At 72.5% G+C, this 8,493-nt stretch carries 3 protein-coding genes; 2 read left to right on the top strand and 1 reads right to left on the bottom strand.

The annotated features are described in order from the left end of the window. A partial coding sequence (locus tag ACOJUF_RS11265) for a methylmalonyl-CoA mutase family protein (RefSeq protein WP_420121941.1) occupies nt 1–1,215 on the top strand: 1,215 nt, incomplete at its 5' end. Further along, nucleotides 1,212–3,386 (top strand): methylmalonyl-CoA mutase, encoded by a 2,175-nt coding sequence (gene scpA / locus ACOJUF_RS11260; RefSeq protein WP_420121940.1) that lies wholly within the window; start codon nt 1,212–1,214, stop codon nt 3,384–3,386. The genes ACOJUF_RS11265 and scpA, both read left to right, overlap by 4 nt. 97 nt (nt 3,387–3,483) lie before the next feature. Here the strand turns inward: scpA and pulA are convergent. Beyond that, nucleotides 3,484–8,493 (bottom strand): pullulanase-type alpha-1,6-glucosidase (pulA, locus tag ACOJUF_RS11255; RefSeq protein WP_420121939.1); only part of this gene is annotated, 5,010 nt, incomplete at its 5' end.

Raw genomic sequence — 8,493 nt, 5'->3', positions numbered from 1 at the left:
ATCCTGCCGCTGGCCACGGACCTGGGCCTGCGGGGCTTCGTGGCCGACGGCACGGTGGCGCACGACCGGGGAGCCGGCGACGTCGACGAGCTGGCCTGGACGCTCGCCGCCGGGGTGGAGTACCTGCGGGCGTTCGAGGCGGCCGGGCTCGACGCCGACGCCGGCTGGCGGCTGCTGGAGCTGCGGCTCGCGGCCACCGACGAGCAGTTCGTCACGATCGCGAAACTGCGCGCGGCGCGGGTGCTCTGGGGCCGGATCGGGCAGCTGTCCGGGGTGGGGGGAGCGGGTGCGGCGCCGGTCGCGATCCACGCGGTGACCTCACGGCCGATGACCACCCGGTACGACCCGTGGGTCAACCTGCTGCGCACCACGGTCGCCGCGTTCGCCGCCGGCGTCGGGGGTGCGGACGCGATCACCGTGCTGCCGTTCGATCTGCGCCTCGGCGTGCCGGACGCGCTGGGCCGCCGGCTGGCCCGCACCATCTCCGCGCTGCTGATCGAGGAATCGCACGTGGCCGCCGTGGCCGACCCGGCGGCCGGCGCCTACGCCGTCGAGTCGCTGACCCGGGAGCTGGCCGAGGCCGCCTGGGACCGGTTCCTGGCCATCGACGCCGCCGGCGGGGTGCTGGCCGCCCTGGCGGACGGGTCGCTGGCCGGTCGCTGGGCGGACACCGCGGCGCGCCGCCGCGACCTGATCGCCACCCGCCGCCGGCCCATCACCGGGGTGAGCGAGTTCCCGCACGCCGGGGAGGCGCTGCCGGCGCGCCCGCCCTGGCCGGCGTCCGGCCCGGCCGACGTGCCCTCGTGGGCCGCGGATTTCGAGGCGATGCGGGACGACCCGGTCGCCGGGACGGTGTTCGTGGCCACCCTCGGGCCGGTCGCCGCACACGCCGCGCGGGCCGGGTTCGTGGCCAACCTGCTGGCCGCCGGCGGCGTCACCGGCCGGCCGGCCGGCGCCACCGGCTCGGTCCAGGACGTGCTCGCGGCCTACGCCGGGGAGCGGGTCGTGCTGCTGGCGGGGGCCGACGACGCCTACGCGCAGTGGGGCGCGGACGTGATCGCCGCCCTGCGGGCGGCCGGCGCGGCCACGATCGTGCTGGCCGGGCCCCCGGGGCCGGCCCTGACCGAGCTGATCGACGACCACATCGCGGCCGGGCAGGACGTCGTCGCGTTCCTGCACCGGCTGCGGACCTCGCTGACGGGAGTCCCCGCATGAACCTGCCGACGAGCTTCGCCGGGATCCCGCTGGCCGACCCGACCGCGCCGGCCGCGGATACGACCGCGGAACCGGCGGCGGACCAGGGCTTCTGGCGATCGCCGGAGGGCATCGACGTCAAGTCCCGGTACAGCGCCGCAGACCTGGCCGGACTGGATGCGCTGGACACCTTCCCGGGGCTGCCGCCGTTCCTGCGCGGCCCCTACCCGACGATGTACACCACGCAGCCGTGGACGATCCGGCAGTACGCGGGGTTCTCCACGGCCACCGAGTCGAACGCGTTCTACCGGCGCAACCTCGCGGCCGGGCAGAAGGGCCTGTCGGTGGCGTTCGACCTGGCCACCCATCGCGGTTACGACTCGGACCACCCGCGGGTCGCCGGCGACGTCGGGATGGCCGGTGTGGCCATCGATTCCATCTACGACATGCGCCAGCTGTTCGACCACATCCCGCTCGGCGAGATCAGCGTCTCGATGACGATGAACGGTGCCGTGCTGCCGGTGCTGGCCCTGTACATCGTCGCCGCCGGCGAGCAGGGGGTGCCTCCGGAGCGGCTGGCCGGGACCATCCAGAACGACATCCTCAAGGAGTTCATGGTCCGCAACACCTACATCTACCCCCCGGCATCGTCGATGCGGGTGATCTCCGACATCTTCACCTACACCGCGGCGAGGATGCCCAAGTTCAACTCGATCTCGATCTCCGGGTATCACATGCAGGAGGCCGGGGCGACAGCCGATCTCGAGCTGGCCTACACCCTGGCCGACGGGCTGGAGTACCTGCGGACCGGCATCGCCGCCGGACTGGACGTCGACTCGTTCGCCCCGCGCCTGTCGTTCTTCTGGGCGATCGGCATGAACGTCTTCATGGAGATCGCCAAACTCCGCGCAGCCCGTGCGATCTGGTCGCGGCTGGTGGCCGGCCTCGGTGCGCGGAACCCGAAATCGCTGTCCCTGCGGACCCACTCGCAGACCTCCGGCTGGTCGCTGACCGCCCAGGACCCGTTCAACAACGTCGCCCGCACCTGCATCGAGGCGATGGCCGCCACCCAGGGGCACACCCAGTCCCTGCACACGAACGCGCTGGACGAGGCGATCGCCCTGCCCACCGACTTCTCGGCCCGGATCGCCCGCAACACCCAGCTGCTGCTGCAGCAGGAGTCGGGCACCACGGCGACCATCGATCCCTGGGGCGGCTCGTACTACGTCGAGAAGCTCACCCACGATCTGGCCGACCGCGCCTGGCAGCACATCCGCGAGGTCGAGGACGCCGGCGGCATGGCCAGGGCGATCGAGGCCGGCATCCCCAAGCTGCGCATCGAGGAGGCCGCCGCCCGCACCCAGGCCCGCATCGACTCCGGGGCCCAGGCGGTCATCGGGGTCAACCGGTACCGGGTCGACGCGCAGGACGCCCTGGACGTGCTCAAGGTCGACAACCGCGCCGTCCGGGCGGCGCAGATCGCCCAGCTCGCCGCGCTGCGTGCCGAACGGGACGAGCGGGCGGTGCAGGCCGCGCTGGCCGCCCTCACCGCGGCCGCGGGCGCCGACCCCGTTCCCGGCGACCTGGCGCACAATCTGCTCGCCCTGGCCGTCGACGCGGCCGCCGCGAAGGCGACCGTCGGCGAGATCTCGGACGCCCTGGAGAAGGTGTGGGGCCGGCACACCGCGCACATCCGTACCATCAGCGGGGTGTACCGGGCCGAGGCCGGCGAGTCACCCGCCGTCGCGCAGGTCCTCGCCGCGACCGAGCGGTTCGCCCGCGACGAGGGGCGCCGCCCCCGCATCCTGGTCGCCAAGATGGGCCAGGACGGTCACGATCGCGGGCAGAAGGTGATCGTCTCCGCGTTTTCCGACCTCGGCTTCGACGTCGACGTCGGCCCGCTGTTCTCCACCCCGGCCGAGGTCGCCCAGCAGGCCGTCGATAACGACGTGCACGTCGTCGGGGTCAACTCCCTGGCCGCCGGCCACCTCACGCTGGTGCCCGCGCTGCGCGACGCCCTCGCCGAGCTCGGCCGGCCCGACATCATGATCGTGGTCGGCGGCGTCATCCCGCCGGCCGACGTGCCGGTCCTGCACGAGATGGGCGCTGCGGCCGTGTTCGGTCCGGGCACCGTCATCGCCGACGCCGCTCTCGACCTGCTGCGCCGGCTGGCCGCCGCCCTGGCCCACTGACGCCGGCCGGCCCCGCCGCCTGATCCGCTGATCAAACCCGGGCGGCGGGTCCGGTTTGCCGGTTTCCGGCCCGGTTTTGATCAGCGAACCGGGGCGATCAGCCCTGCAGGACGGCGACGGTCAGCGGCGGCACGGTGGCCGCGTCACCGGCCACCGTCACCTGGCGCACGACCGGGTCGGACCCGGTGGCCTGGACCGGGCTCAGGGCCAGACCGGCGGCGCCGGTGACGGTCTGGGACGTCGGGGTCGTGTTGAACACCACCAGCAGGGTGCGCAGTTTCCGGTCGACGTCCTTGCCGACGGTGTCGTCGATCCGCATGACGATCACCCCGGGGACGGCGCCCAGGTTCGGGAAGGACACCTTCTGCTGGATCAGGGCGGGGTCGCCGAGCCGGAGCAGCGGGGTGGAGAAGCGCAGGCGGAGCAGGTCCTGCGCCGCCGCCGAGGCCGACTGCATCGCGGCGGCGTCCGGGGCCAGGGCCGGGTCGGCCAGCAGCGGCCGCATGTAGTCCCACTTGGCCGAGTTGTCCGCAGCGGGCGGCAGTCCCGAGCCGAAGGTGCTCCGCTGACCGGTCCAGTCGATCCGGTTGAACCAGTCGCCGGAGTTGAACGAGTTGCGGTCCAACGACTTCGAACGGAGCAGGTCGGCGCCGGCGTGCCACAGGATCGGCCCCTGGGACAGCGCCGTGGTGGCCAGCGCGATCGTGTTCCACCGGACCCGGTCGGCCATCGGCGTGTCCGGCGGCAGCTTGAGGGTCGAGGCGTCGAACAGGGTCTCGTTGTCGTGGGCGTCGACGTAGGTGATCACCTCCGACGGGTCGGCGGTGTAGCCCGCGGGCGAGCCGTTGTAGTCGACCTGCGCCCCGGTCACCTCCTGCCCGGCGCTGCCGGTGAACCGGTAGTCCTTCAGATTGCCGACCAGGCCGACGGCGATCAGGTCGGCCGCGTGCAGCAGCCGGGCTCGCTGCTCCTCGGGGGCCCCGTTGGCCGGGGAGGAGTTGGGATCGGTGAACAGGCCCGTGCCGAAACCCTGGATGCGCGGGTCGTCGTCGAAGGGCCCCCCGCCGCGGACGGCGTCGCGCAGCCGGTCGGAGAAGGTGGCAATCCCGGTGCCGGCCATATTGGCCTGGGTGGCCTGGACGAAGCGGGCGTTGTCGGCGACCTCGCCGAAGTTCCAGCCCTCGCCGTAGAGGAAGATCTTCTTCCCGTCGACGCCGTCCCGGGCCGGGGTGAGCCGGTCCAGGGCCGCCCGCAGGTTGAGCATGTTCTGCTTGCTGTGGTGCCCCATCAGGTCGAAGCGGAAGCCGTCGACCTTGTACTGCCGGGCCCAGGTGACCACGGAGTCGATCATCAGCTTCTCCATCATCGCGTGCTCGGTCGCGGTGTTGGCGCAGCAGGTCGAGTTCTCCACGGCCCCGGTGGCCGACAGCCGCTGGTAGTAGCCCGGCACCACCCGGTCCAGGATCGAGGTGGCGGCCTGGCCGGACGCCGCGGTGTGGTTGTAGACCACGTCCATCACCACGCGCAGCCCGATCCCGTTCAGGCCGGCCACCATCTGCCGGAACTCCAGGGTGCGGGTGGCGCCCTCCGGGTTCGTCGCGTACGAGCCCTCCGGCGTCGTGTAGTGCAGCGGGTCGTAGCCCCAGTTGAACCCGTCCCGGTCGGCGACCGCCGAGACGCACGCCTGTTGCGCCTCGCCGGCCGGGTCGGCGGCGCTCAGCGCCGGCAGGTCGCAGCCGGGCACCTGCTGGTCGGCACGGTTCTCGGGGATCGTGGCGATGTCGAAGGCCGGCAGCAGGTGCACGGTGTTGAGCCCGGCGCCGGCGAGCGCGGCCAGGTGCCGCATGCCGGCGGTCGACGGATCGGTGAACGCCAGGTAGGTGCCGCGGCGATCGGCGGGCACGGTGCCGTCCCCGATCGAGAAGTCGCGGACGTGCAACTCGTAGATCGTCGAGTTCTCCGGCTGGGCCAGCTTCGGCTTGACCAGCCGGCTCCAGCCGGCGGGGGCCAGCGCCGGGTCGGCGAGGTCGGCCGCGACCGACCACGTCGAGTCGGTGGTCAACGCGACGCTGTAAGGGTCGGTGACGTCGTTCGTCTCGACCCGTCCGGTGGTGGGGGCGTAGACCTGCACCTGGTAGCGGTACCGGGCGCCGTTCCACTCCGGCCCGCCGAAGCGGATCCAGACCCCGTCGGCGTCCCGGCGCATCGGCACCGACACCGGTTCGGAGGCGCCGGCCGGCAGCACCGTGAGCCGCACGTTCTGTGCGGTCGGCGCCCAGACCGCGAACATCGGGCCGCCGCGGCCGGGGACCACGCCGAGGGTGCGGGTGCGCGCCCCGGCGTACAGGTCGTCCAGCACGCCGGGCAGCTGCACCCCGGTGGCGTCGACCAGGGCGCCGGTGTCGTCGAAGGCGGCGACGGCGACCTGCCCCTGCAGGATCGCGGCCAGCATGGCCGGGCTCTGCCGGCTCCGCTCGGGCAGCGCGAGGGCGTCGTACCCGGCCAGGTGCGGCCAGCGCGCCGCGACCCGCTCGGGCAGGCTCGTCGAGCTGAAGGTCAGCGGGATCGACGAGCCGCCGAGCAGCGCATCGGCATCGGTGGTCAGCCCGCCCTGCTGGGCCCAGTAGAGCCGGTACGTGTAATGCTCCGCCCCGGCCGGCAGGTCCCAGGCGACCAGGTCACGGGTCAGCCACTGGGCCCGCTCGCTGCCCAGATCGCCCGCCGGTGTGCTGCTGCCGACGACCAGCTGATGGGTGGCGGCGGTGTAGCTGAAGGTCACCGGTTGGCCCTCCGTCACGCTGAAGGGGATGTTGGCCCCGCCGGGAGCGCCGCCGAGGCCGTAGTTCTCGGCCCAGGACAGGCCGTGCGCCACCTTGGTCTCGTAGCTGCCGGCCGGGATCGACGACGTGGTGAAGGTGAAGACGCCGTCCCCGTCCGGGTCCTGCAGCCACGGCCGCAGGCAGTCCGGTTGCCAGTCGCCGCCGCAGCCCAGCTCGGACTGGAAGGAGCCGGGCAGGGTGATGATCGGACCCTGCGCGTCGCTGGTCACCCAGTGTGTGGCCGGGTCGTAGTAGAACGTGACCGTGCCGGACGGGGGCACCGTCACCGCGATGTTCGGCCCGTCCTTGACGCCGCCGGCGCCGTAGTTCTCGGTCCAGGCGCCGTCGATGGCCGCCTTGTACTCGAAGTCGCCGGCCGGCAGCCCGCTGAAGGTCCTCGTCCAGATCGACGAGCGCGGATCGAGGGTCAGCTGCGCGGCGGCGCAGTCCGGCTGCCAGTCGCCCGGGCAGCCCATCTCCGAGTTGAGCGAACCGGCCACGGTGACACTGCCGGGCTGCTCGGCGGGCGGATCGTTGGAGACCCCGCCGCCCCCGCCGGTGGCCGGCGGCGGCGGATCCCCGACGACGGCCGAGGACACGGTCGAGCTGGTGTGCCCGGAGCTGTCCTTGACCACGGCCGCGTACTCGACGACGGTGCCGGCGGCCAGTCCGGTCGTGTCCTGGAAGACCCGGTACGGCGCGTTGTCGTCGGTGCCGAGCGCCTGCCAGTCCGCGGTGCCGGCCGGTCGCCAGGCGAACGAGACCTGGTTGAACCCATCACCGGGCACGGCGGCCCGGATCTCCGCGCGTCCCCCGACGGTGCCGGCGGCGACCGGGCCGATGAACGCCGCGGTGGGGGCCTGCCGGCTCCGGTCGATCGTCTGGGTGGCCTTGAAGACCTGGACGGAGAGCGGGGGAACGGTGACCGTGACCCGGCCCTCGCCGTCCGAGCGCAGCGGGCGGCCGTCGCCGGCCGAGGCGTAGATCGAGCGGAACCGGCCGTTGGTGCTGAACGTGTCGAACGAGGCGGTCTTCGGGTCGGCGGCGTTGTTGGTCACCACCAGGTACTCCGTCCGGTCGCGGGCGTCGATCCGGCTGAACGCGTAGATGCCGGCCTCGTTCGAGGCGTAGCGGTGGATCTGCGCGCCGTCGGCGAGCGCGGGGCTCTGCGCCCGCAGCCGGGCGAGCGCGGCGATCTGCCGGTACAGCGGGTGGTCCGGGTCGAAATTGTCGACCGCGGTGGTCGCGTCGGTGCCGATCAGGTCGTCGTCGTTGTACGAGCCCACCTGGCTGGCGAACATGTCCTGGCGGGCGTCCTTGTCGCCGCCGTCGCCGACGAAACCCTGCTCGTCGCCGTAGTACACGACCGGCTGACCCCGGGTCAGGTACATCAGGGCGTGGGTCAGCTCGTCCCGCTGCAGCACCTGCGCGTCGGGTGTGCCGGCGGCCAGGCCGGTCCGGAGGAACGAACCGATCCGTCCCATGTCGTGGTTGCCGAGGAACGTCGGCAGTTGGTAGGCGTTGGAATCGGTGTCGGTGTAGTAGTCGTCGCCGGCGAACAGGTCCCGCAGGCCGGTGGTCGGGCCACCGAGACCGAACCTGGTCGCCGCGGTCTGGAACCCGAAGTCGAGGGTGGCCTGCAGCGTCCCGGTCGTCGTGTAGCGCGACATGAACGACGGGTTGCTGTCGTAGACCTCGCCGAACATGAAGAAGTCCTTCTTGCCCGCCGCGTGTGCGGCGTCCAGCACGGCCGGCGAGAACTTCTGCCAGAACTCCATGTTCACGTGCTTGACGGTGTCGATGCGGAACCCGTCGACGCCGAACGCGGCCCACGACCGGTAGATGTCGATCAGCTCGTCCCGCACGGCCGGCTGCTCGGTGAACAGGTCGTCCAGGCCGACGAAGTCGCCGTACTCGGAGCTCTCGCCGGCGAACGTCGAGTTGCCGCGGTTGTGGTACCAGGTCGGGTCGTTCAGCGCGGCCGGCACCTTGACCGTGCGGTCGGCCTCGGTCGGGAAGGTAGGCACGTAGGGGAAGGACGTCGCCGGGTCGAGCGCGGGGAACGAGTCGCCGGCCGCGTAGGCGGTGTCGTCGAACTCCTGCCCGGCGGCGTCCCGATAGGGCCGGTCGGCCTTGCTGATGTAGTCGGACAGGCCGCCCTGGTAGCTGATCACGTCGGCGGTGTGGTTGGTGATGATGTCGAAGAAGACCTTCATCCCCCGGCCGTGCGCCTGCGCGATCAGGGTCGTGAGCTCGTCGTTGGTGCCCAGATGCGGGTCGATCTGGGT

Source organism: Nakamurella sp., assembly GCF_048594475.1.
Lineage (GTDB): Bacteria > Actinomycetota > Actinomycetes > Mycobacteriales > Nakamurellaceae > Nakamurella.
The sequence above is the reverse complement of the archived record's forward strand: the minus strand, read 5'-3'. Positions and strand labels throughout refer to the sequence as shown.